Source organism: Peribacillus sp. NPDC094092 (genome assembly GCF_050279365.1).
GTDB lineage: Bacteria > Bacillota > Bacilli > Bacillales > DSM-1321 > Peribacillus.
Genome location: NZ_JBNNUC010000005.1, coordinates 128,130 through 151,307, shown reverse-complemented (window position 1 = coordinate 151,307; position 23,178 = coordinate 128,130). Strand labels below are relative to the sequence as shown.

At 41.4% G+C, this 23,178-nt stretch carries 22 protein-coding genes and 1 riboswitch; of the genes, 16 read left to right on the top strand and 6 right to left on the bottom strand.

Annotated elements, in window-relative coordinates; all coding sequences use genetic code 11:
• The first annotated feature begins 9 nt into the window (after positions 1-9).
• Genes ACQKNS_RS21370 through argH form a run of 3 tightly spaced genes read left to right on the top strand, consistent with a single transcriptional unit; the run spans position 10 to position 4,313 of the window.
• Positions 10-1,122, top strand: a complete 1,113-nt coding sequence (locus ACQKNS_RS21370; protein ID WP_427645265.1) for an ABC transporter ATP-binding protein — start codon at positions 10-12, stop codon at positions 1,120-1,122.
• Positions 1,119-2,807 carry an ABC transporter permease gene (locus tag ACQKNS_RS21365; protein WP_427645264.1) on the top strand — a complete coding sequence of 563 codons (1,689 nt, stop codon included), beginning with the start codon at positions 1,119-1,121 and terminating at the stop codon, positions 2,805-2,807. The genes ACQKNS_RS21370 and ACQKNS_RS21365 overlap by 4 nt, the downstream gene beginning before the upstream one ends.
• Positions 2,808-2,822: 15 nt before the next feature.
• The gene (argH, locus tag ACQKNS_RS21360) at positions 2,823-4,313 is read left to right on the top strand and encodes an argininosuccinate lyase (protein ID WP_427645263.1); all 1,491 of its coding nucleotides are present in this window, start codon (positions 2,823-2,825) and stop codon (positions 4,311-4,313) included.
• A gap of 133 nt (positions 4,314-4,446) precedes the next feature.
• Here argH and ACQKNS_RS21355 read toward each other — a convergent pair whose 3' ends face one another.
• From ACQKNS_RS21355 to ACQKNS_RS21345, 3 genes are all read right to left on the bottom strand, one after another.
• The gene (locus ACQKNS_RS21355; protein ID WP_427645262.1) at positions 4,447-5,925 is read right to left on the bottom strand and encodes a sodium:solute symporter family protein; all 1,479 of its coding nucleotides are present in this window, start codon (positions 5,923-5,925) and stop codon (positions 4,447-4,449) included.
• A complete protein-coding gene (locus ACQKNS_RS21350; protein ID WP_427645261.1) occupies positions 5,922-6,122 on the bottom strand; it encodes a DUF3311 domain-containing protein in 201 nt (66 codons plus the stop codon). Before ACQKNS_RS21350 ends, ACQKNS_RS21355 begins: the two co-directional genes overlap by 4 nt.
• Positions 6,123-6,414: 292 nt before the next feature.
• On the bottom strand, positions 6,415-7,752 hold the full coding sequence (locus ACQKNS_RS21345) for an amino acid permease (RefSeq protein ID WP_427645260.1): 1,338 nt from the start codon (positions 7,750-7,752) through the stop codon (positions 6,415-6,417).
• 208 nt (positions 7,753-7,960) lie between these two features.
• Positions 7,961-8,039, bottom strand: a riboswitch (glycine riboswitch).
• Between the two features lie 493 nt (positions 8,040-8,532).
• Here ACQKNS_RS21345 and ACQKNS_RS21340 point away from each other — a divergent pair.
• Together ACQKNS_RS21340 and ACQKNS_RS21335 are read left to right on the top strand one after the other, a co-directional pair.
• On the top strand, positions 8,533-9,921 hold the full coding sequence (locus ACQKNS_RS21340; protein ID WP_427645259.1) for an amino acid permease: 1,389 nt from the start codon (positions 8,533-8,535) through the stop codon (positions 9,919-9,921).
• A 223-nt stretch (positions 9,922-10,144) separates the two neighbouring features.
• The gene (locus ACQKNS_RS21335) at positions 10,145-11,494 is read left to right on the top strand and encodes an FAD-binding oxidoreductase (RefSeq protein WP_427645258.1); all 1,350 of its coding nucleotides are present in this window, start codon (positions 10,145-10,147) and stop codon (positions 11,492-11,494) included.
• A 107-nt stretch (positions 11,495-11,601) separates the two neighbouring features.
• Here the strand turns inward: ACQKNS_RS21335 and ACQKNS_RS21330 are convergent, their stop codons facing one another.
• Complete coding sequence (locus tag ACQKNS_RS21330) at positions 11,602-11,814, bottom strand: hypothetical protein (RefSeq protein ID WP_323598820.1); 213 nt, start codon at positions 11,812-11,814, stop codon at positions 11,602-11,604.
• Between the two features lie 461 nt (positions 11,815-12,275).
• On the opposite strand from ACQKNS_RS21330, the gene ACQKNS_RS21325 reads away from it, so the two are divergent.
• The 11 genes from ACQKNS_RS21325 to ACQKNS_RS21275 all read left to right on the top strand — a co-directional run bounded on the left by ACQKNS_RS21325 (position 12,276) and on the right by ACQKNS_RS21275 (position 21,442).
• Entirely contained in the window at positions 12,276-13,187 is a 912-nt protein-coding gene (locus ACQKNS_RS21325; protein ID WP_427645257.1) for a LysR family transcriptional regulator, read from the top strand.
• 133 nt (positions 13,188-13,320) lie between these two features.
• A complete protein-coding gene (locus tag ACQKNS_RS21320) occupies positions 13,321-14,343 on the top strand; it encodes an LLM class flavin-dependent oxidoreductase (protein WP_427645256.1) in 1,023 nt (340 codons plus the stop codon).
• A 45-nt stretch (positions 14,344-14,388) separates the two neighbouring features.
• Entirely contained in the window at positions 14,389-15,723 is a 1,335-nt protein-coding gene (locus ACQKNS_RS21315; protein WP_427645255.1) for an LLM class flavin-dependent oxidoreductase, read from the top strand.
• A 37-nt stretch (positions 15,724-15,760) separates the two neighbouring features.
• Entirely contained in the window at positions 15,761-16,021 is a 261-nt protein-coding gene (locus ACQKNS_RS21310; protein WP_141992636.1) for a glutaredoxin family protein, read from the top strand.
• A gap of 121 nt (positions 16,022-16,142) precedes the next feature.
• Positions 16,143-16,676 carry a GNAT family N-acetyltransferase gene (locus tag ACQKNS_RS21305; protein ID WP_427645254.1) on the top strand — a complete coding sequence of 178 codons (534 nt, stop codon included), beginning with the start codon at positions 16,143-16,145 and terminating at the stop codon, positions 16,674-16,676.
• 20 nt (positions 16,677-16,696) lie between these two features.
• Entirely contained in the window at positions 16,697-17,515 is an 819-nt protein-coding gene (locus tag ACQKNS_RS21300) for an amino acid ABC transporter substrate-binding protein (RefSeq protein WP_427645253.1), read from the top strand.
• Between the two features lie 32 nt (positions 17,516-17,547).
• Positions 17,548-18,255, top strand: coding sequence for an amino acid ABC transporter permease (locus ACQKNS_RS21295; RefSeq protein ID WP_427645252.1), 708 nt, complete (start codon positions 17,548-17,550; stop codon positions 18,253-18,255).
• Positions 18,256-18,275: 20 nt separating this feature from the next.
• A complete protein-coding gene (locus tag ACQKNS_RS21290; RefSeq protein WP_427645251.1) occupies positions 18,276-18,986 on the top strand; it encodes an amino acid ABC transporter permease in 711 nt (236 codons plus the stop codon).
• A complete protein-coding gene (locus ACQKNS_RS21285) occupies positions 18,983-19,753 on the top strand; it encodes an amino acid ABC transporter ATP-binding protein (protein ID WP_427645250.1) in 771 nt (256 codons plus the stop codon). The genes ACQKNS_RS21290 and ACQKNS_RS21285 overlap by 4 nt, the downstream gene beginning before the upstream one ends.
• A gap of 22 nt (positions 19,754-19,775) precedes the next feature.
• Positions 19,776-20,285 (top strand): GNAT family N-acetyltransferase, encoded by a 510-nt coding sequence (locus ACQKNS_RS21280; protein WP_427645249.1) that lies wholly within the window; start codon positions 19,776-19,778, stop codon positions 20,283-20,285.
• Between the two features lie 14 nt (positions 20,286-20,299).
• Positions 20,300-21,442, top strand: coding sequence for an amidohydrolase (locus ACQKNS_RS21275; protein ID WP_427645248.1), 1,143 nt, complete (start codon positions 20,300-20,302; stop codon positions 21,440-21,442).
• 47 nt (positions 21,443-21,489) lie between these two features.
• Here the strand turns inward: ACQKNS_RS21275 and ACQKNS_RS21270 are convergent, their stop codons facing one another.
• Complete coding sequence (locus tag ACQKNS_RS21270; RefSeq protein WP_427645247.1) at positions 21,490-22,275, bottom strand: glucose-1-dehydrogenase; 786 nt, start codon at positions 22,273-22,275, stop codon at positions 21,490-21,492.
• Positions 22,276-22,293: 18 nt separating this feature from the next.
• Positions 22,294-23,145: a GRP family sugar transporter gene (locus ACQKNS_RS21265; RefSeq protein ID WP_427645246.1), complete on the bottom strand. Its 852-nt coding sequence runs from the start codon at positions 23,143-23,145 to the stop codon at positions 22,294-22,296.
• Positions 23,146-23,178: the final 33 nt, after the last annotated feature.

The window sequence follows — 23,178 nt, the reverse complement described above, 5'->3', positions numbered from 1 at the left end:
GTCGTTGGGATGGCGTCAATAAAAATAGAGAATGTCCAAAAAGCCTTCGGGAAAACGATAGCTGTCGACCATTTAAATCTGGAAATCAAAGAAGGGGAGTTTTTTACCTTTCTTGGACCGAGTGGCTGCGGTAAAACGACAACGCTTCGGATGATTGCCGGTTTTTATTATCCGACAAAAGGTGTCGTCCGATTTGGCGACAAAGATATGACGCGTGTACCTCCGGAGAAAAGAAATACTGGCATGGTTTTTCAAAACTATGCCCTCTTTCCCCACATGACTGTTTTTGAAAATGTAGCATTTGGCTTGCGTGTAAGAAAAGTTTCTTCTGCTGACTTAAAGAGGAGAGTGCTGGATGCCCTCCAAAAGGTCAGGCTGGAGAGCTACTCGAATCGTCAAGTTAGCCAGTTAAGCGGAGGACAGCAGCAGCGGGTGGCCCTTGCGAGAGCACTGGTCATTGAACCGGAAATATTACTGCTGGATGAACCATTAAGTAATCTTGACGCCAAGCTTCGTGATGAAATGAGGGTGGAAATCTTAAGGCTGCAGCGTGATTATAAGATTACCACCATTTATGTCACACATGATCAGGCCGAGGCATTATCGATGAGTGATCGAATCGCTGTGTTCAATTATGGTGTATGTCACCAGGTCGGGACGCCGGCAGAAATTTATAATCAGCCGACCAATGATTTTGTGGCGAGTTTTATAGGCGAGATTAATCTATTGCCCATTCAAGTCGAAAACGTTCAACAAGAGAAAATACTTGTTGCCCTTAAAAACAGTGAACAACCGATTAAATTGAATGTGGAAAACCAAGCTAGAGAAGGAATTTCAATTTTACAGACTGATGAGGACCTTGCTGTTTCGATTCGTCCTGAAGCAATCAGAATTCTGGATGTAGCCGAAGAAGGAATGAATATCTTTAAAGGTCAAATAAATTCCGTCCAATTCTTTGGATCTGTCGTGAATGTCATGGTGGATGTTCAAGGCGTGTTACTAAGGGTGGACGTATTCAACACTCAGGATTTTGGATACTTTCATCAAGGAAAGGAAGTGTATGTCCAGCTTCCTGAGAAACAGCTGCGTCTTATCCCTATCATAAGCGGTGATGCCCCATGATTAAAAATCGTGATACGAGATTGACGATTTTGCTCCTTATACCAGTTGTTATGGTGCTCGTTGCGTATGTTCTTTACCCATCGTTGAGGACCTTTATCGAAAGTCTGCAAAAAGACGGAACGATATCCCTTGGAAATTATCAGGACTTCTTCGTGCAGGAATCGAAAACGAACCTAGAGGCGCTATGGAATTCCGTTTATATATCCTTATTGAGTGTATTGGTCAGTGCCTTGATTGGCATTCCGCTCGCATTTATTTTTAACCGTTATGATTTTCCCGGCAGAAGCTTCTTTTCATCGGCAGCGATTTTGCCGATTGTCCTTCCATCATTGGTAGGGGTCATGGCTTTCATGTTTTTGTATGGAGAATCGGGATTGATTCCAAATGCCATCAAGGATCTGTTTGGACTCGATAAAGTTCCATTTAAAATTGGCGGGGTATCGGGAATCCTTATCGTGCATGCCTATACGATGTATGTCTATTTTTATATGACCGTATCCGCTGCAATCAATAAAATAGACCCATCCCTTGAAGAAGCTGCTTATAATTTAGGTGCAAATAAATTCAAGGTTTTTTGGAAGGTGACATTTCCATTGTTGACACCTGCCATCGTTGCCGCTTCTTTGCTTGTTTTCATGATATCAATGGCTTCATTCAGTGCCCCGTTTTTATTGGCTGGCGGATACAGGGTGTTGAGCCTGCAAATTTATTTTTCAAAAATAAATGGTGATATGGAAATTGCCGCTACACAATCCGTCATTCTATCCATCGTTTCGATTTCATTTCTATTATTCATGCGTTGGTATCAGAATAGGAAAGATTATCGAATGGCTTCGAAAGGGATTGGGGCACACAGGAGTGAAGTGAAGAACCCGATCATGAAATGGGTGATGGTCGTAACGGGCATCATTGGTGTAATTATTTTGCTATTACCGCACTTTACGATTCTTTTGCTTTCACTTGTGCCGGATGGAACCTGGACTTTTCAAACGTACCCAACAGTATTTAATGTGGAAAATTACAGGCTTTTGTTTGAAGATCCCAATATCTTCAAACCGTTACGAAATAGTTTATTGATGGCGGTTATTGCAACGTTGGCAAATCTGGTGTTCGGGGTCATAGCTTCCTATGTGCTTGTCAAACGGAAATTCGTCGGGAAAAGCTTTGTCGATATTCTTGTCATGATTCCTTGGGCGTTGCCTGCAACGGTCATAGGGATGAACTTGATATTCGCATTCAATGAACCTAGCGTTTTTTCTTTCGGTCAAATATTGGTAGGGACATTTTGGATTTTGCCTCTTGCCTATTTCGTCAGACATATTCCACTCGTTGTCCGCTCGACTAACGCCGTTCTGGAGCAGCTCGATGATTCGATTGAAGAAGCAGCCAGAAATTTGGGAGCGAAGTGGTTTTATACCTTCAGAAAGGTCATTTTTCCGATTATTATGCCAGGCGTTTTATCAGGTACATTATTGGCATTTATCGAATCCGTGGGTGAATTCCCGACATCGGTCCTGTTGTATACGATTTCAAACAGGCCCATATCCATTGAAATCATGAATCAGCTTCGAATGTTCAATATGGGGCAGGCAGCTGCCTATGGGATGATTCAAATCACGCTGATTGTAATCGTTCTCTTTATTTCAAACAAGTTTTTTGGAATCAAAGCGGAAAAAGCTTTATAATTTGGGGGTTTAAAGATGAGCAGGCTTGAAGAATTTATCAAAGATGAAGGTAGTGTCTTTCCAGGAAAAACATATGCTAGAGAGCTTCTGATGCCTGTTTTTAATGATCAAAGAGATTACTTATTTCATGCAATGTTCGATATTCATCGGGCGCATGTCATCATGCTTTCGGAACAAAAGATCATTAAAGAAGAAGAGGCGAAAACCATGCTTGATGGGATTCGGAAAGTGGCCAAAACAGATCTCAAGCAGTTAACCTATCAGCCCCAATTCGAAGACTTATTTTTCATGATGGAGGCAAAGATCGGTGAGGAAATCGGTCATGAACTTGCAGGGAAGATTCATATCGGCCGCAGTCGTAACGATATGGGAGTCGCGATGTACCGGCTTGTGTTGAGAGGTCATCTGCTCCAATTGATTGGCTATGCAAGCCATTTGAGTGAGGCATTCTTGGTGCAGGCTGAAAAACATACAGAAACCTATATAACTGGTTACACGCATACCCAACCGGCTCAGCCGACTACGATAGGGCATTACTTCTTAGCCATTTATGATGTGCTCCAACGGGATATTGGCCGGTTATGGGCAGCCTATGAAACGGTTAACCAATCTCCTTTGGGCGCTGCCGCGTTAACGACCACCGGTTTTCCGATCAGTAGGAACCGTACTGCGGAACTGCTTGGGTTTGATTCGGTGATCGAGAATTCCTATGACTCGATAGGCGGGGCGGATTATTTATTGGAAACCGCGACGGCCATCATGACGTGCATGGTCAATACAGGGAGATGGATTCAAGATTTCCTGCAGCATGTGACAAGGGAGTTTGGTACATTTCATGTGGCCGATCCTTATGTTCAAGTGAGCAGCATCATGCCGCAAAAAAGAAACCCAGTTTCCATTGAACATTCCCGTTCGATTGCTAGCAGTGCGTATGGTGATGCACTCGCTGCAATGAATATGATCCACAATACACCATTTGGTGATATCGTCGATACGGAAGATGATTTACAGCCGCATTTATATCGAGCTTTTTCGAATGCAGGACGTGTAATGAAACTAATGTATGCCGTCATATCGACGTTGAAAGTTAATGAAGAACATGCAAAGAAAATGGCTGCAAAATCAAGTATAACGGTTACTGAATTAGCGGATACCCTCTCAAGAGATTACGAAATATCATTTAGAAAAGCTCATGCCATCGCCAGTCATATTGCAAAACGGTCGATTGGTGAAGGGAAAGAGCTTTATGATTGGGATACACAAGACATCAACAAGATCATCAATGAATTCGTTGCAGTCAATTTAACTGAAGACGAATGGAAAAAGATCATCTCTCCCGAATACTTTGTGGAGATTAGAAGCGTTCAAGGCGGACCCAGCCCGAAAGAGGTTACGCGGATGATTGTAAATAGAAAACAAAAACTGGATCAACAGCTGCATGAATATAAGGGAATCGTTAAAGCGATGAATGACGGCAGGAAGGCTTTAGTGGATTACAAAAAATGAATTTTAACGGGCATGAAATTCACGAGTATTTGCTCCAAACCCATGAAGAAAAGAAAGGCTCAGTCTTTTGACTGAGCCTTTCGTTGTTCTTCTATTGTTTCATTAGCCAAAATAACCAGCATAAGAGAGTGTTTCATATATCGTTAACGGATTTAGGTTCCAAACGAACTGTGTGCTTTCTGAAAGCAAGACTTACCGTGATCATCACAATGAAATTGACCGCCAAGGCGATGATTCCCACATTCAAATCTTTCGCTGCTTGCGGGAAGGATGGAAACAAGGTTCCTATAGTTGAAGAGCTGAGTGTAATGCAGATTACAATGAATAATCCGGTGATGATGCCTGCGATTGCACCATATTTATTGATGGGATTATTCTTCTTCAGACTAAAGAGAAGGGACGGGAATAGCTGTGTGATGAGACTGTATCCCATAAGAATTAATGCTGACATCGTTTCGCCGCCGTTTAAGGTGAAGTAGACGGCTATAAGGGCAATGACCGGAACAAGGAACTTTGCCAATCGTACAACGTGGCGATCGGATACTGCAGGTGCAAATGCCTTATAGACGTTTTTCGCGAGCAGTGTAGCGACGCTCATCAATAGCATGGATCCCGGCACCAATGCGGTCAACAATCCAGCTCCGCCGATTATGCCTATAAACCATGGATCAAAGGTCTCGATCGAAAGGCGAAGCAATGAGAGGTCTGCATCTGCCCCCACGAGTCCTGGCACTTTCAATATAGCTGTAAACCCAACGAAAAAAACGAATAACAGCATGAGTGTATATAAAGGGCTAATGATGGCATTTTTACGAAATACCTTGCCGCTGCGTGCTGAATAGACTGCACTGAAAACTTGTGGCCACATATAGAAACCGAATACGAGCAATATTACGGTGGAGATGAACCATGATAAGCTAAGTCCCTGGTCAGGGAACTTTAGAAAACCAGGTTTGGCCGCATCAATCGCTTCAAACATCGGCTGAAATCCGCCAAAGTAATGGATCGGCAGATAAATCCCCAAAAATCCTATTATGGCGACCATCATGATATCTTTAATGACCGCTGTCCAAACTGAACCGTGTATACCGGAGATCATCACATATAAGGTAAGACCGATCGCCCCCATCCAAACTGCCTGGGACATTGAGATGGCACCATAGGATGCTTCTGAGACAATGATTCCCAACCCTTTCAGCTGCACGACGATCACTGGAATCATCGACACGACACCGACAAGTGCAGCCAAAATTCCTAAACTGGGACTCTTATATTTGCTCACAAAGAAATCGGATTGGGACATCAGTTTATTTTCTTTGGCATATTTCCATATTTCCGGAAGGAGCCAATAGGATAATACGTAAGACAAAGTAATGTAAATTAGAACATATAGAGCGGGTGCGCCCTTGCCATATGCCCAGCCGCTGCCGCCAAGGAAGGAGAAGGTCGTATAGATTTCCCCGGCCATCAGCAGAAAGACGAAAATCGCACCAAAGCCGCGTCCGCCCACCGTCCATTGTTCCAAGTCCATATCTTTTCCTTTTGAAGAGCGTATCCCTAAAAATATCGATAGAAGTAAAAATGCCAAAATGATTAAGAGAGCAATATTCATTCCTGGTCACCTTCCCGATTCCTGGGATCCAGCTTATACATGATGCCCAATATGGCAGAGGTAAGGACCACCCACATCGCCATCCAGAACATATTGAAAGGCATCCCTAATACATATGGTTCTATTTTATTAACAAAAGGTAGAAATCCTAGTATGCCTATAAAAGGAACTAGAGTAAGGATATATAAAATCTTCATTAAACAAACCCCTTCGTTTTAAATAAGTGAAACGTCCATCAATGGGGTTTATTCTTGAATGCCACTGATGGCTGGGTGAACCAAATCGGGAAGGGAAATTCATGCAAGACGGATTTTCCTTCTTTTGAAAAGGTCCGATGATATCTATTAGCTTACACTATTTTGATATAAAATTTAATGCAGATGGCTGATATATTTTAGCAAAAATGCGCCAATTGCCTATTCTTGATGTGTTTCATAGACGGATAAAGCCTTGAATCCGAATCGAATTCAAGGCTTTATTCCATTAGCTCTATTTTTTCCGATAGTTATATAGTATCACCAAGAGTATGAACCAGATCGGGGTCAAAAGCAGTGATAGTCGTGTAGCTTCGGCGAATAGCATGACTATAAGGATGAATAGGAATAATCCTAAAATGGCGTAATTGATAAAAGGTGTAAAAGGAGCCTTGAAAGTCGATTCGTCCCTTAGGTCAGGCCTAGTTTTCAAATATTTGATATGGGAAATCAAGATAATGCTCCATACCCAAATGAAACAGATGGCACTGATGGTCGTCACGACGGTAAATGCCTGTTCCGGTATCAGCTTGCTCAATAATGCCCCTATCGATACAACGATTGTGGATGTTAATAAGGCATTGCTTGGAACAGCCTGCTTGTTTAATTTTTCCAGTTTAGCAGGAGCTTCGCCATTCCTGCTTAACGTATAGAGTATTCGGCTTGTTGAAAATAAACCGCTGTTGCATGCAGAAGCAGCGGATGTCAAAACGACGAAGTTGATGATTCCTGCAGCGACAGGAATGCCGATTAACGCAAAGACCTCTACAAATGGGCTGCTCGTGGCATCAAGTTGTGTCCATGGGTTGACACAGAGAATGACGAATAGGGCACCAACATAGAAAAGTAAAATCCGGACAGGGATTTTATTGATGGCAGATGGAATGTTCTTTCTCGGGTTCGCCGTTTCCGCTGCGGAAACCCCGACCAATTCGACGCCGACAAATGAGAAGACGACCAACTGTAAAGATAATAGGAATCCGGACATGCCATTGGGGAACATGCCCCCATGATTCCATAGGTTCGTAACGGAAACCGTACCAGTATTGGTATTGAAGCCGATTATCAAAAGAATGATTCCTACGATGATCAAGACAATGATCGTGATTACTTTAATGATGGCAAACCAGAATTCCAATTCGCCAAATAACTTAACGGTCAATAGGTTCAATCCTAATAGGATGACTAGGCATACTAGAGCCGGAATCCATTGAGGAATATCGAACCAATATTGCATATAGACACCGACAGCTATGATATCGGCCATTGCTGTCATGATCCAACAGAACCAATATGTCCAACCTGTCACGAATCCAGCCCATGGACCGACATATTCGGTTGCAAATTCAGTGAACGATGCATAACCTGCATTGGATAATAGCAATTCGCCCAGCGCCCTCATCACAAAAAACAGGGCAATCCCTATTATCAGATAGGAGAAGATAATGGAAGGTCCAGCCAATTGAATGGCTTTTCCGGATCCTAAAAACAAACCGGTGCCAATGGTTCCTCCTATTGCAATCAGTTGTACATGTCGATTTTTTAAATCTCTTTTTAATTCCTGTTTAGCCAATTCTTACGCCCCCGTCTTTTATAGTCTTGTTAGTGAATGATTTCAACCGGCATGGTCTTGGAGTTAGGGACGTGATTTTTTGCCCTGCTTGCCTATTCCATTGGTTTTCAAGAGTGTAGTTTTAAAGTCCAATCATAAAATGGACAATAAAAAAAGAGATTGGATACTACCAATCTCTTAAAAGGTTCAGAATAACAATTCTATCATTCGTTACTCTTCTGTCCTTTTGCCTGAGATTGTGAATCCTTCGGCGCTGCATCTTGTACAGTCTCTCCAGAAGCTGCTCCTGCTATAGTGTCATCCATAGCATTCATCGCTTGCTTGTATGCGGTTGTAAGGAATGTCTGTCAGTGATAATCTCCCACTGTTGGATCATTCATTATGCTTATAAAATAATATTGGAATTCTATCATCTATTTTTTCGTAGGTCAACAATTTTTTTTGAAATAAAACAGGCATTATCCGCCGTTTAATTGTGGTCTGTATTTAACGTAAGGTTTAAGAAGAAGTTCTCTTTTTGAACGATCACTATTATAAAATACTGAATATCATTTTTTTAAAATGATATTCTTAGATTAGAAAAATCGACAAGATATTATTGGTAACTGTTTTTTTCAAAAATACAATTGTATTTTTACAGAATATTTACTATTATAAGATAAGAAAACATAATTAAAGTGTTATGTAATATTAATTACGATATAGCATTCCTAATGAAAAGAGAGTGTTCGTGGCAAGGATGGAAAAGCATTACCGATATTGCATCTGGGGGAGTTAATCATGTCGAACAAGGAATTAAAGAGAGGGCTGGAATCAAGACATATTCAAATGATAGCTTTGGGCGGAACCATAGGGGTCGGGTTATTCATGGGTTCTGCAAGCACTATCAAATGGACCGGGCCCTCTGTTATGCTTGCTTATGCAATCGCAGGTATTTTTATATTTTTCATCATGCGTTCCATGGGTGAGATGCTATATTTAGAACCGACTACAGGTTCTTTTGCAACCTTTGCAAGCAGCTATATACATCCATTGGCAGGTTATATGACTGCTTGGAGCAATTGGTTTCAATGGGTAATCGTCGGAATGTCCGAAATCATCGCTGTTGGGTTGTATATGCAATATTGGTTCCCGGAGTTACCTGCGTGGATACCAGGTGTGGTCGCCATGATCATCTTGGGGGCGGCAAACCTCATTTCCGTTAAATCCTTCGGTGAATTTGAATTTTGGTTTGCGCTTATAAAAATCATAACGATTATATTGATGATCATTGCCGGCCTTGGCCTTATCTTCTTTGGAATAGGGAATGGCGGGGATGCTATTGGATTATCGAATCTTTGGGCAAATGGCGGCTTCTTTACGGGAGGCTGGACGGGATTCTTCTTCGCTCTTTCCCTTGTCGTGGCTTCCTATCAAGGCGTTGAGCTTATCGGCATAACAGCCGGGGAAGCGAAAAACCCAACCAAGACCGTAACAAATGCGATCCAATCAATCATATGGCGCATTTTAATTTTCTACATTGGAGCGATATTCGTCATCGTGACAGTATTCCCTTGGGATCAACTGGATGACTTAGGCAGTCCGTTTGTTTCCACCTTTGCCAAAATAGGTATCACTGCAGCGGCAGGCATCATTAATTTTGTCGTAATCACTGCGGCAATGTCTGGATGCAACAGTGGGATTTTCAGTGCAGGACGCATGCTTTACACACTGGCATTGAATGGCCAAGCCCCGAAAGCCTTTGCTAAAGTATCTAAAAATGGAGTGCCGGCATATTGCACGATCGCCGTACTTTTAGGATTGGGCATCGGGGTTATCCTGAATTACCTTGCACCGCCGCAATTATTCCTTTACGTGTACAGTGCGAGTGTTTTGCCCGGGATGATTCCATGGTTTGTCTTACTTATCAGTGAGCTTAAATTCAGAAAGGTGAATGCTGCCGAAATGGAGAAACATCCGTTCAAAATGCCATTGGCCCCTTTCAGTAATTATGCGACAATTGCCTTTTTACTGATGGTGCTGGTCGGTATGTGGATCAATCCTAGCACAAGGATTTCCTTGATTGTCGGCATCGTTTTCCTAGCCTTGGTCGCAGCAAGTTATTACATGCTGAAAATGGATAAACGGACACCATTGGATGTTAAATCCGATGATGAGATTTCAGGATAAGGTAAAAAAAGCCCTTCTCTTAATTCGAGAAGGGCTTTTTTTGTCTTTTTGAATCAATTGTGGCATTCACGAGTAAATTCACAAAATTCACGAGTAAACCGGCAAAATTCACGAGTAAAGCTAATTTGACCCCATTACAAGGAAGGCCAGCAGGGGGAAGGTGTCTTCCTGCCAGGTTATTTCATAGGATGTAATATATTTACCCGAGGAAGGGGTTATCTTTTTGGAAAGAACAAAGCTTACCGGGCGTATCGTTACACCTAATGATGCTGAGTATGAGCATGCCAGGATAAATAATAACTTAAGTTTTGCTAAATTCCCCAAGGTTATTGTGTTTTGTCAAAATTCCAATGATGTGTTGAATTCATTGAAGTGGGCCCGGGAAAATCATGCACCTTTCCGGGTTAGGAGCGGCAGGCATAGCTATGAAAATTTTTCATTAGTGAATGGCGGTCTGGTCATTGATATTAGTGAAATGTACAATATCAAGGTCAACCGTGAAAAAATGATCGCCAAAATTGAAGCCGGAGCTGATTTAGGGCGAGTATATAATACGTTATGGAACTATGGCACGACGATTCCGGCAGGGACCGAAAGCAGTGTTGGTGTTGTAGGTCTTACGCTCGGCGGTGGAATAGGTATGTTAACTAGGCGCTTTGGACTTACTTGTGACAATCTACTTGAAATAGAAATGGTAAGGGCGTGGGGAAAGAGGGGCGCCAAACTCATTAAAGCAAATAGGAAAATCAATAGTGATTTATTTTGGGCCTGCTGCGGGGGAGGAGGGGGGAACTTTGGCATAGTCACTTCTCTTACTTTAAGGGTACACCCCGTATCAAGGGTATCCATTTTCTCCGTCACATGGGAATGGGAAGATTTCGAAGCGGTGTTTGAAGCCTGGCAGGATTGGGCGCCTCAAGCTGATGAATGCTTAACTTCAGAAATAGAATTCAAGGCAAAGGAAGCGAACGAAATTATTGCTAAAGGGGAATTTGTTGGAACGGCACATAGATTGAAGCAGCTATTAAAGCCTTTGACAAAAACTGGTTCACCAATAAATGTCATGATAAAGGAAGTGCCATACATTGAAGCAGTAAGGTTCTTTGATTATCCGGCTGGAAATCAACCGGCGTATCGAAAAAGGTCAGGATCTTTCATTGAAAAAGCTTTTCCACAGCAAGCCATCATGACCATGAAACATTTTTTAGAAAATGCCCCAAATGAAAATGCAGCCATTTGGCACCAATCCCTGGGAGGAGTTGCGGGCCTTAAAGATCCAAAGGAGACAGCTTTTTATTATCGTGATGCCATCATCGCCCAGGAGTATCAGGCTACATGGACCAATCCAGAGGAAGAGCGGCTAAACATTCGTTGGATCAAGGACCTGAGGCATGCCTTGTTGCCATTTACTATCGGTGACTACGTGAATTGGCCGGATACTCTCATCAAGGATTGGCCAACTGCGTATTATGGAGAAAATTTTGAACGGCTTCGGGAAGTGAAAACGAGGTATGATCCATGCAATGCGTTTAAGTTCCCTCAAAGCATACCGCCATTAAAGAAGTGGCGTTGAAAAGCTTGGATGCATCAAAAACATTCGTTATAAAGGCCTATTCCTAAATTTGGATATAGGCCTCTTTCTTCTTGTTTTCAATCAATTAATCGAGATAATACTCAAAATCATTCTGTTTGCTGAGCTTGTACTGTATTGTAAACCTGATTTACGGAAGATTGGGCTTGGGCGATTTCTTGAGCAGCTTGTTTAATGGCTTCTTGTGCCAAAGTTGGATCAGAGGAGGATTTTTCAATCGCTTGTGAAAGTAAGGTTTGCGTAAGGGTAACGTTTGCTTTTGCTTGATTTAATTGATTGATATCAATTTGTTGTTGAGGCATGTAGTTTCTCTCCTTATGTCATTATTGGAATTACTCCATTAGGATGACCTTTCTTTTCTTTTTTATAAGGAGAAAAAATTGATAATTTAGACAGGATGGGCAGCTTTGAAATGTTTTGAAATAGAAAAAAATCTAATTGAATAAACAACAAATTCGTAAAAAAGATACACCCTTAGGATTGAAATGGGGCAGAAAGAGAATGGAATTATTAGAATCCTTAAATTTTCATCGCATAATTAGTATTACGTTCCGGAATATCTTAATTATGAAAACGTAAAAATATATCATGACTTTTTGATTGTTCAGTTAAATAAATTATACTTTACTTATTGGTTTTATCAGATTAAAATCGGAGAAAGAATTATTATAAGAGGATGAGCTGATTAGACAACCGAAAGCTCCTGAACGCGATAAGCGAACAGGGGCTTTTTGCGTTCATTTCGGAAAAAGGAGTTGGCAAGATGAATATTGATCATATTGAAGCTTTTATGTATGTTGTTCACCTTAATAGTTTTCATAAAGCCGCAGAGGCAATGTTTTTATCACAGCCAACGGTTTCTGCAAGAATTAAGACGCTTGAGAGTGAACTCGATTCAGTACTATTTGAGAGGCAAGGGAGAGGGATTATTTTAACTGAAAAAGGGAAAGCCTTCATTCCATTTGCGGATCAAATTATTCGTACCTTTCACCAGGGGAAAAAGCAGTTGAAAACAGGAAGCGAACTGGAGGAAATCACGATAGGGGCTAATATCATTACATCGCAATACTTTATTCCATTTGCTCTTCCTCTATGGAAAAAGGAAAACCCCAATTTGCGCTTTAAATTTATTTCAGCAACAAATGATGCATTAATGGAAAAATTGCTTCAGAAACAGGTTGATTTAGCCTTTATGAAGGATATTACACATAGTGGTCTGCAAAATTACAAAACCCTGGATAATTCGATTCGTTTAGTCGTGTATCCAGAACATCCATTTCAACTTCATACTGAGCTAAAAGTTCAGGAATTAGCAATGGAGCCGTTGGTATTTTTTGAGTGTGGTGCGTTTGACTGGAACCACGTTCATAAAATTTTTGAAGTTTCTAATGTAGAGCCGCGCATTGAATTTCAGGTCGATCACCTGGAGGTGGCGAAATCGCTAATTCTTAGCAGAAGCTGTATCGGCTTTTTACCGTACTTATGTATTAAAAAGGAGTTAGAACAGGGAACTTTGGTTGAAGTGGATGTGTCACATTTAATCAAGATAAAGCAGCACATCTATCTGACGCATTTAAATCACGGGATGGAAACCCCTTTATTATGGAAAGACATTCTTTTATCAATTCGGGAATTTGAGAAAAGCCATCAGCAATTACAGATACTATCGAATTGATAGATATTTTCTATCAATACAATATTTTTTTCTATTAGTAAAACCATTGCCAATAGCATGTTTTAGGTGATAGGATATGTCAAAATATAATTATTCGCATAAGTAAACTTTGAATTAAAGCGGAGGAGAGAATATGAGTTATAAGCTTGGCATTTTAGATCAGAGTCCGATATTTCCAGGAACCTCAGCATTTGATGCACTACAGCAAACCATTAATCTGGCCAGACATGCAGAAGAGTGGGGGTATACCCGTTTTTGGGTATCGGAACATCATCATGCCGAACAGCTGGCGGGGTCCTCCCCGGAAGTATTGATTTCTTATTTATTAGCCCAGACAAAATCGATTCGGGTAGGGTCCGGAGGTGTTATGCTTCAGCATTATAGTCCATATAAAGTGGCGGAAAACTTTCATGTATTATCGAATCTTTCGCCAGGAAGGGTAGACCTTGGCATCGGAAAGGCACCAGGTGGGCTCCCCTTATCAACGAAGGCGCTACAGTTTGGAACTGTGAATGATGGAAAAGATTTCGAAGAGCGGTTATCTTTCCTGCAAGAAATAATCGAAAATTCAGTTAGTGAAACCCACCCGCTTGCAGGCATTCAAGCGACACCGCTACCTTCCAAAAAGCCTAAGATGTATCTGCTTGGTGCAAGTGCTGACAGTGCCAGGCTAGCAGCCGATCTTGGGATAGCTTATGTATTTGCTCGATTTATCAACAGTGATGAGACTGTATTTGAAGATGCTGCACGCATTTACCAAAGTATCCATCCAACTGGTAGCTTTAAGGTATCGGTTTCAGTGATTGCTGCTCCTTCACAACAAGAAGCGGAACAGTTAACAGGTGATCAGAAGATTGTGAAAGTGCATCTCAAAAGCGGTCGTTCTGTCACGCTCCAAACACTAGCGCAAGCAGAGTTATTTGGAAAGCAGTCTGGGGAGCCTTTCGAAATAGAAGAACAGGATTCCAATATTATCGCTGGAACTCCTTCTTATGTAAAAGAAGTCTTAGCAAATTTACATGAAAATTACGGGGTAGATGAGTTTATCCTGCATTCGCCAATTTTAAAGGAAACAGAAAGGTTCAGATCTTTTCGATTATTGAGTCCACTTCAATTAGCCTTATCTGAAGAGAAACACGTTACAAGCCAAAATTAAAAAGTCGATGAAGCTATAAACCGATTAAATAAAGGAGGAGTATTGATGACTGAGCAGAGAAAGTTGAAATTTGGAGTGCTTATTCATGGAGTTGGAGGGAGTATATCCGGTTGGAGACATCCAGACATTCAAGCAGATGCCAGTGTAAGTCTTGAATTTTATAAGGAGCAGGCCCAGAAGGCTGAAGAGGGTAAGTTCGATTTACTTTTCATTGCTGACGGATTGTTTATCAATGAGAAGTCAATTCCGCATTTTTTAAATCGATTTGAACCACTGACCATTTTATCCGCACTCGCTGCTTTCACATCAAGAATAGGGCTTGTCGGAACAGTTTCCACCTCATACAGTGAGCCATTTACAGTAGCTCGGCAATTTGCTTCACTTGATCACATCAGTCAAGGTCGTGGCGGATGGAACCTTGTTACTACCCCTCTTGAGAGTACGGCCTTGAACTATAACAAAACGATTGAAGAACACCCTGATCATGCCAAACGCTATCGGATAGCATCAGAATATATACAAGTCACAAAAGGACTTTGGGATTCATGGGAGGATGACGCGTTTACTCGGGATAAAGAGTCCGGTGAGTTTTTTGATCCTTCTAAAATGCATCGATTAAAGCATAAAGGAGAATTTTTCTCCGTGCAAGGACCACTCAACATTGCCAGATCCAAACAGGGGAGACCTGTCGTTTTTCAAGCTGGTTCATCAGAAGCTGGGAAAAATTTTGCGGCTAAAGAAGCGGATGCAATATTTACTGGTCAACCAACATTGGAAGATGCAAAGATTTTTTATCATGATGTAAAAAACAGGGCTATTGCATTCGGGAGAAATCCTGATGAAGTTGTTATTCTGCCAGGTATCGCGCCAATCATTGGTTCAACTGAGGAAGAGGCGGAACAAAAATATCAAGAACTAGCTAACCTTGTTTCTATAGATAAGGCGCTTGACTATTTGGGACGTTACTTCGATCATCATGATTTTTCCCAATATGAGCTGGATGCACCTTTCCCAAATCTCGGAAACATCGGAAAAAACAGTTTCCGAAGTACGACTGATCGAATTAAACAGGAAGCGAAGGAGAAAAAGTTAACGCTCCGACAAGTAGCACTTAAGGAGACAACACCCCGGACTTCTTTCATTGGAACTCCGGAGAAAGTGGCGCATTTGATTCAGCAATGGTTTGAAGAGAAGGGGGCGGACGGATTTATCTTTACTTCAAGTGTTCCAAATGCTTTAAGTGACTTTGTAGACTATGTGGTACCTATCCTTCAAAAAAGGGGAATATATCGTACAGAATATGAAGCAGAAACCTTAAGAGGCAACTTGGGGCTGCCATTCCCGGAAAATCGATATGCGAAAGAAAGCATTAATCAATGATTTTATAATCATTTAAAAATTGAAGGAGGAATAAGAAATGGGAGAGGCATTATCTGTCGTCGTTTGGTCAAAACAAGGATGTCACTATTGCGAAGAGGTTAAACAATACTTAAAAGAAAAGGAGATCGCTTATCAAACGGTGGATGTTACCAATCATGATGATCGGCGGGATATTTTAGAAATTAAATATGGTGTTCGGTATGTGCCCATTATTGAAATTGGTCGAGGTAGTGTATATGAGAGCGTTACGGAAATTGGAATTCCTCATCTTGAAAAAGTACTTAAACGTGTACAATAACAAAAAAACACGCGTTTAAATCTGATTCTCTAAGTATGACCGATTGAAAATAAGGAAAATTGCAGAAGTAAATCCGACTATTCTTGTGTAAATAATATGTTATAAAAACGGGGAGTCAATCATGACACAGTTAATCCGTCTTGCCACAGTAAAGGATGCTCGAGAAGTGCTAAACGTCACACTTCGGGCTTATGAACCAATCAGAGAATTGAATATCAACTTTCTTGCCGCGACAGCTGATTTGCAGCTAGTGACGAATAATATTAGGCGGAATCTCACTTATGTTTTAGAACAGGAGGGCCAAATTGTTTCCACTGTGACAGTTCGTCATCCTTGGAATGATCCTGATCATTTCAGTCCGTATCCATTCATTTGGTGGTTTGCAGTCGATCCCCTATACAAACAAAAAGGTTTTGGCTCGACTTTGTTAACCTGGGTGGAAGAAAATGTACTCCGGAAACAGGTGAAAGCGCCGGCTGTCTATTTGGCGACAGCCGATCGTCATCCTTGGCTTGTCTCCATTTATGAAAGAAGAGGTTATGAGATTTTTGCTGAACGAGACCATGATGGAGAGAAAATTGTGTATCTTCGCAAAATTCTAGATGAAACACTGTATCGCATTATTGAAAATAAAGAACCGATTGTCAGTAATTAAAAATGTACGGGGGAATTGAGATGAAAAAAACATTACTAATTGTTATGGCACTGCTACTAACTTTTTTAGGAGCTTGCTCTTCAAAAGAATCAACCAGTACTGCAAAATCTAGGGATTCAAAAGATAAAAAAGTTCAGAAAATCATTGTTGGAACTGGGACACAATTTCCTAACATTTGCTTCTTGGATAAGAATGGTAAGCTGACAGGGTATGATGTCGAGTTGGTTCGCCAAATCGATGAAAAGCTGCCTGAATATGAATTTGAATTTAAAACGATGGAATTTTCTAACCTATTATTAAGTTTAGAAACGAACAAAATAGATTTTGTTGCTCATCAAATGGAAGTGAATGATGAACGGAAAGAGAAGTTTCTATTTAATAAAGAACCATACAATGTCTTTCCGCTTCAAGTTACAGTTCATCAGGACAACAATGATATTCATTCCATTAAAGATCTAAAAGGAAAAAAAGCGATAGTGAGTGCAACGAGCAATTCTGCTGTTTTTCTTGAAAAGTATAATAAAGAAAATGATGCCGGTATTGAAATTGTCTATTCTGGCCAAGGCGCAGATGATACGAAGAATCAAATCAAAACTGGTCGGGCGGATGCTACGATTACTACACCATTTGCAGTCGACTTCTTAAATAAACAAGCAGATGCACAGCAAAAGGTTGTGGGTGAGCCGCTTCTTAATTCAAAAGTATACTTTTTGCTAAGAAAAAACGAAACGCCTTTACAGAAGAGAATTGATGAAGCACTTGTGGAACTGAAAGAAGAAGGGGTAGTTAGCGAACTAAGTAAAAAGTGGCTGGGCGCAGACTATTCAGTGGGATTTTAATTAGATAGCAGTAAGCGCGGAGGTGCTAAAGCATGGGGAAAGCATTCGATCCTTCATTAATCGTCGATTTCATTCCGACGTTACTATATTATCTTGGAGTAACATTGCAAATTCTGGCAGCATCCATTTTATTAGGAATGGTCATCGGGATAGCGGCAGCAATCCTGCGATTATTTCGTATCCCTGTTTTGAATCAATTTGTCATATTGTATATTTCATTCATTCGGGGAACGCCTATTTTAATACAATTATTTCTAGTTTTTTATGGACTGCCAGCAATCCTGTTATTCATTAATATTGATATTTCAAGAATGGATGCTGTGTATTTTGTCATTATTACGTATGCATTGAGTAATGGGGCCCATTTCGCTGAAATATTTAGAGGAGCGATTAAGGCTGTCGATTATGGGCAAACGGAAGCAGCCTATTCCGTAGGCATGAATAATAGTCAAAGTTTTTTTCGGATTGTGCTTCCTCAGGCAGTAAGGATTGCTTTTCCGAATATCGCAAACTCTATTATCGGATCCTTGAAGGATACCTCACTTGCCTTTACCATCGGCGTGATGGATATGATGGGTCGGGGAGAGACGCTGATTGCCGCAACTGCACATGCTCTCGAAGTCTACCTCTCATTAGCCGTTATCTATTATGCAGTCGTGCTATTGTTCGAGAAGATATTCAGGCTTTATGAAAACCGCATTAATCGGCATCAACCTGTTGATGTTTCTGTTACTGGATAACAAAGGGAGGAGGGAAGGACTTGTCGATTGATATATTATTCATTTGGACCGCTTTTAAGGAGATTATTAGAGCACTTCCGCTCACACTCATCTTAACGATTCTTCCTCTTCTTGCAGGTTTTATTATCGGTCTCACTGTTGCCTTGATTAGGATATATAAAGTGAAATTTCTAAGTAGAATGGCAAATGGCTATGTTTCATTCTTTAGAGGAACACCGATTATCATGCACATCATGCTCATTTATTTCGGTTTTCCATTATTAATCGATCAAATTTCTAAAAAGTTTGGTTTGGGTATTCAATCTAATTCCATTCCGATCATTTTATTTGTATTAGCCGCCTTATCGTTGAGTGCCGGTGCCTATTTATCGGAAATATTCAGATCGGGAATTATCAGTGTCTCCAATGGCCAAATGGAGGCAGCCTATTCCGTGGGAATGAATTCGTTTCAAGCCATGACGCGAATTGTTTTGCCACAGGCCATTGCTCAGTCCATCCCGAATTTCACGAATATTTTCATTGGATTCTTGCATACATCATCCATCGCTTTCATTGTATCGCAAAAAGAAATGACAGGAGCAGCCAATATAGTTGCATCCACGAATTTGAAGTTTTTGGAGTCTTTTATCGCAGCTGGTTTAATTTATTGGGGCCTCACAATCATTGCAGAGGGGCTTTCGTTTTTAATTGAGAAAAAGGCCACTGCCTATAATCGAGGAGGAGTACAATGATTCTTTTAAAAGATATAAAAAAATCATTTAACCGGCAGCCCGTCCTAAAAGGAATCAATTTAAAAATAGGCAAGGGAGAAGTAGTTACCATTCTTGGACCGAGTGGATCTGGGAAAACAACCTTGCTAAGGTGCTTGAACTTTCTGGAGAAACCAGATGAGGGAATTGTTCAAGTGGGAGATATAAAGGTGAAGTCCAAGAAGGCGACCAAAAGGGAAATCTTATCCCTTAGAAGACAATCGGCAATGGTTTTTCAGCATTATAATTTATTTGCTCATAAAACTGTTTTGGAGAATGTAATGGAAGGGTTAATTGTTACAAAAAAATATAAGAAAGCTGAAGCGAAACGGGAAAGTGAGCTGCTGTTGGAAAAGGTAGGTTTGGGAGATAAGCATGACCATTTTCCTTCGCAATTGTCAGGAGGGCAACAACAACGCGTTGGAATTGCCAGGGCACTTGCTTTAAATCCAGAGGTCATTCTATTTGACGAGCCGACGTCGGCACTCGACCCTGAGTTGGTTGGGGAGGTGCTTTCTGTCATAAAAGCAATTGCCCTGGAGGGCATCACGATGGTGATTGTGACCCATGAAATGAGTTTTGCTAAAGAGATATCGGATCGCGTTCTGTTCATGGATGGCGGAATCATTGTTGAAGAAGGGTCACCATTGGAGATTTTCCATGCTCCAAAGGAAGAGCGAACACGGCAATTTTTAAACCGGATATCAAGAGATTTTTCCGTACCGTTTTTAGAAGAAAAGGCCAATTAAGGAAGGGGCCAAGGGAGGACGTATGACCAATACAATCGTAGTCGATGAATTGATCGAAGAAGATAAAGAGACGGTGCGCCGCTTATTGGTAGAAAGTTATCAACAATATGAACATGAATATTCGAACCCGGAAGCTTGGGAAGGATATTTAAAAAATATTAAATCTTCCGTGGATAATCCACATGTTGATAAGGTGTTGGTTGCAAAGTGCAATCAGGATATCCTTGGTACATTACAGCTTTTCCAATCATCAGAAAAAGCATATGAAAAGCCGGAACTTGGGATTTTTTCACCAATCATTCGGTTGTTGGCCGTTCATCCCGAATCAAGGGGACGCGGTATCGCACAGGAATTATTAAAAGCTAGTGTCAATTATGCAAAATCGCAAGGTGCGTCCAGTTTGTATCTACATTCTACAGATAAGATGCATAAAGCCATTAAACTATATGAATGGTTTGGCTTTAAACGAGATCGAACGAAGGAATTTCAAAATCATGATATTTTAGTAAAATGCTATCGCTTAGATCTATAGAAGGAGGAGACTGTATGAGTCGGGAGCTTGAAAAGCGCTTAATATCGATACGGCGCCATTTACATCAATTTCCGGAATTATCAAATGAAGAATTTGAAACGACAAAATCTATACAAACGTGGCTCGAGGAAGAGGGCATTGAGATCCGTCATACAGGATTGAAAACAGGTGTTTTTGCAGATATAAACGGTGGCAAACCCGGACCTACAGTAGCCATAAGAGCGGATATCGATGCACTTCCGATTGAGGAACGAACCGGGCTGCCATTTGCTTCGAAAGTAAAAGGAGTGATGCATGCTTGCGGCCATGATTTTCATACGGCAGCAGCAATAGGTGCTGCTTACCTTTTAAAAGAATGTCAATCGGAGTTGTGCGGGACAGTGCGATTGCTTTTTCAACCCGCAGAAGAATTTGGAGGCGGAGCGGTGCATGTGATAAAAGATGGTCAAATTGACGATGTGGCGGCTGTGATTGGACTCCACAATAAACCCAATTTGCCTGTCGGCACCATTGGTATAAAAGATGGTCCATTAATGGCGGCAGTGGACCGTTTTCATATTGTTCTTCAAGGGAAGGCGAGTCACGCGGCCATCCCTCAACATGGAAAAGATCCAATAGCGGCAGCGGCTCAGCTTATTTCCGCTCTTCAAACTATCGTCAGCCGGAGTGTATCCCCATTAGATAGTGCTGTGGTGAGTGTTACGAGAGTAACAGGTGGAACCACCTGGAATGTTATTCCAGGTGACGTCACACTTGAAGGAACGATACGAACCTTTGAATCTACTATCAGGAAAGAATTAAAGAATAAGTTTTATTCGATTGTAAATCATATCGCTGCTGCCTTTTCACAGGAAGCTGCGATTGGTTGGTTTCCTGGACCACCCGCACTTCATAATCATCCAGCTGTCACAGAGATGGCGCGCAGGTCTGCATTGAAGCAATCATTAAACGTGATCAGCCCAGAACCTTCAATGGGTGGCGAAGATTTCGCTTATTACCTTCAACATATTCCCGGTACATTTGCCTTTTTTGGTACAAACGGAAATGAAGATTGGCATCATCCAGCTTTTACTGTTGATGAAAAATCCATTATTAAAGCAGCTCATTTTTTATCTGGAAGTGCAAAGGATTTATTATCTAACCATGGTAAGTGGTGAACATATTTGAATTAGGTGCCAGACACGATTTCGTGCCTAGTTCAAGTTCAGCCCTTTCCTGCTTGGAATCCTGGATATTTGGTCATTCCGCCATCAGCATATAAGGTCATTCCCGTTAAATAGCTAGATTCGGCGGATGCTAGCCAAGCGGCACAAGCGGCAATTTGTTTCGGTTTTCCGATATATCCCATCGGTATCAGGTCGATGACTTCTTGTTTAGCTTTTGGGTCATTGAATTTTTCGGCATTGATGGGTGTGTCGATTGCACCGGGTGAAATATTATTAATACGAATCCCTTTGGGAGCATATTCAAGTGCAAGGGTTTCAGTCATCATCTTCACTCCGCCCTTACTTGCTGCATAGTGGACAAAATGGGGCCAAGGTATCCGGTCATGAACGGATGACATGTTAATGATATTGCCCTTGATACCATGATCGAGCATGTAACTGATTGCTTCCCTGCTTGCGAGGAACATCCCCGTAAGGTTCACATCGATGACTTTCTGCCAATCTTCCAGTGTCAATTTTTCGCTGGGCACTTCGTTTTCAATACCAGCATTGTTGATCATGATGTCGATCGTACCAAAGATGTCCGCAGCGAATGAAAGCAATTTCTTCACATCCGCTTCCTTTGAAACGTCGCCTTGAATCGCTGCGGCTTTCCCGCCTGCAGCTTCGATCGTTTTGATGATTTCCTCATGGTCACCATTTTCAGTGTGATAATTCAATACGACATGTGCTTTTTCTTTACCGAACCTTTCGGCCATGGCTTTTCCCAACCCTTTTGCCGCCCCAGTAATGACTACCACTTTTTTCTCTAAATCTTCATACATCATTTATCGCTCCTTTTACTATTCTTTTGTAAAGCCGATCATTACTCCGCCAGCAATTACGAGTACACACCCGATGATGACGAAGGCCATTTGCTTTTTGGATTTTTTCTCTCCTAAAAGAAAGATGCCGCCTAAAGTGGAAATCACGATTCCCATTTGGGAAAATGAGAATGCGATGGCAACGCCCACTTTTGGGTTAGCGAGCAGGAGACCGATATTACCGACTGCCCACATCAATCCGGTTAAAATATTTCGCCTAGCATACTTATTAAACGGTTTATGTTTAATGGAAAGGAGCAGGGCAGCCAGGAACATGCCGATTGCTTGCGGCAGGATCGCCGACCATCCGTCAACTTCATTCCATCTGACAACAATGACATATGTAACATAACCCACCGTAGAAATGGCAAGGTAAAGAACCCCTTTTTTCATGCTTCCTGCTTTTTTGTTATCACCATCACCATAGCTCGTCAGCAAGACACCTGTAATCAAACAGATTATTGCAACAATTCCGATGATGATTGTAATCTTGTCATCCCATTCCTTGAAAATGATAACCGCAAAAAATGTATTTCCTAGAATTTGCAGTCCTGTTGAGATGGGAACGGTTTTCGATACACCGATTTCCTTGACGCTATTGAATTGAAATAACTGCCCGAATGCCCAGCCTATCCCGGAAATGATGCCGACAATCCACACTAGACTGCTCCATTCCGGCGGATTGATGAAAGACATCATGATGGCGAACAGTAATGAACCGATTGTAATGCCAAGTGTTTGATTATAAGAGTTGCCCCCGAGTTTTTCGGAAACAAGCACTAAGCTGCCCCATGTCAATGCAGGGAGTAGCGCAAAGAGAAAACCTTCCACAAAATTTCATCTCCTAAACTAAAAAACAATGTT

Coding starts and splice junctions, on each gene's coding strand:
- ACQKNS_RS21350 (WP_427645261.1), bottom strand. CDS start 6,122: ATGAAGATTTTATATATCCTTACTCTAGTTCCTTTTATAGGCATACTA.
- ACQKNS_RS21275 (WP_427645248.1), top strand. CDS start 20,300: ATGAGTCGGGAGCTTGAAAAGCGCTTAATATCGATACGGCGCCATTTA.
- ACQKNS_RS21370 (WP_427645265.1), top strand. CDS start 10: ATGGCGTCAATAAAAATAGAGAATGTCCAAAAAGCCTTCGGGAAAACG.
- ACQKNS_RS21305 (WP_427645254.1), top strand. CDS start 16,143: ATGACACAGTTAATCCGTCTTGCCACAGTAAAGGATGCTCGAGAAGTG.
- ACQKNS_RS21270 (WP_427645247.1), bottom strand. CDS start 22,275: ATGTATGAAGATTTAGAGAAAAAAGTGGTAGTCATTACTGGGGCGGCA.
- ACQKNS_RS21280 (WP_427645249.1), top strand. CDS start 19,776: ATGACCAATACAATCGTAGTCGATGAATTGATCGAAGAAGATAAAGAG.
- ACQKNS_RS21300 (WP_427645253.1), top strand. CDS start 16,697: ATGAAAAAAACATTACTAATTGTTATGGCACTGCTACTAACTTTTTTA.
- ACQKNS_RS21325 (WP_427645257.1), top strand. CDS start 12,276: ATGAATATTGATCATATTGAAGCTTTTATGTATGTTGTTCACCTTAAT.
- ACQKNS_RS21355 (WP_427645262.1), bottom strand. CDS start 5,925: ATGAATATTGCTCTCTTAATCATTTTGGCATTTTTACTTCTATCGATA.
- ACQKNS_RS21285 (WP_427645250.1), top strand. CDS start 18,983: ATGATTCTTTTAAAAGATATAAAAAAATCATTTAACCGGCAGCCCGTC.
- ACQKNS_RS21340 (WP_427645259.1), top strand. CDS start 8,533: ATGTCGAACAAGGAATTAAAGAGAGGGCTGGAATCAAGACATATTCAA.
- ACQKNS_RS21315 (WP_427645255.1), top strand. CDS start 14,389: ATGACTGAGCAGAGAAAGTTGAAATTTGGAGTGCTTATTCATGGAGTT.
- ACQKNS_RS21310 (WP_141992636.1), top strand. CDS start 15,761: ATGGGAGAGGCATTATCTGTCGTCGTTTGGTCAAAACAAGGATGTCAC.
- ACQKNS_RS21295 (WP_427645252.1), top strand. CDS start 17,548: ATGGGGAAAGCATTCGATCCTTCATTAATCGTCGATTTCATTCCGACG.
- ACQKNS_RS21365 (WP_427645264.1), top strand. CDS start 1,119: ATGATTAAAAATCGTGATACGAGATTGACGATTTTGCTCCTTATACCA.
- ACQKNS_RS21320 (WP_427645256.1), top strand. CDS start 13,321: ATGAGTTATAAGCTTGGCATTTTAGATCAGAGTCCGATATTTCCAGGA.
- argH (WP_427645263.1), top strand. CDS start 2,823: ATGAGCAGGCTTGAAGAATTTATCAAAGATGAAGGTAGTGTCTTTCCA.
- ACQKNS_RS21330 (WP_323598820.1), bottom strand. CDS start 11,814: ATGCCTCAACAACAAATTGATATCAATCAATTAAATCAAGCAAAAGCA.